Origin of the sequence: Mycobacterium sp. E2462, assembly GCF_001672685.1 — a bacterium.
Lineage (GTDB): Bacteria > Actinomycetota > Actinomycetes > Mycobacteriales > Mycobacteriaceae > Mycobacterium.
This window is the reverse complement of sequence record NZ_LZKC01000290.1, coordinates 1-780: the sequence shown is the minus strand read 5'-3', so window position 1 is coordinate 780 and position 780 is coordinate 1. Positions and strand designations below refer to the sequence as shown.

Here is a 780-nt window from a genome sequence, read left to right as displayed (position 1 = left end):
ACCGGCGCGGCGGCGTGGCTGGGATCCGCGGTGTGGTGGAAGGCGCTGCTGGCGCTGGCCGTCGCGCTGGCGCTGACCGTCGGTGTCAACTACGCCAACGACTATTCCGACGGCATCCGCGGCACCGACGACGACCGCGCCGGTCCGGTCCGCCTGGTCGGGTCGCGGCTGGCCGCGCCGCGGTCGGTGCTGACCGCGGCGGTCGCGAGCCTGACCGTCGGCGCGCTGTCCGGCCTGGCGCTGGCGCTGTTCAGCGCGCCGTGGCTGATCGCCGTGGGCGCCGCCTGCATCGCCGGGGCGTGGCTGTACACGGGCGGTGCCAAGCCGTACGGCTACGCCGGATTCGGTGAGGTCGCCGTGTTCGTCTTCTTCGGCTTGGTGGCGGTGCTCGGCACCGAGTACACCCAGGCGCTGCGGGTGGACTGGGTGGGCGCCGCGCTGGCCGTCGCGACCGGTGCGTTGTCGTCGTCGGTGCTGGTGGCCAACAACCTGCGCGACATCCCCACCGACGCGCAGTCGCACAAGATCACCTTGGCGGTGCGGCTCGGCGACGCCCGCACTCGGGTGCTCTACCAGGCGCTGCTGGCGACGGCCGCGGTGATCACCCTGGCCCTGACGGCGGCGACGCCGTGGTGCGCCGCCGGGCTTCTCGCCACGCCGTTGGCGCTGCGGGCGCTGGCCCCGGTGCGGTCCGGCCGCGGCGGCGCCGCGCTGATCCCGGTGTTGCGGGACACCGGCCTGGCCATGGTGGTGTGGGCGATCGCGGTGGCCGCGGCGCTG

1 protein-coding gene is annotated in these 780 nt (G+C 75.1%); it reads left to right on the top strand.

Translation table 11 applies throughout. The features are described from left to right. A partial coding sequence (locus tag A5714_RS14570) for a 1,4-dihydroxy-2-naphthoate polyprenyltransferase (protein WP_068286103.1) occupies window positions 1–780 on the top strand: 780 nt, incomplete at both ends.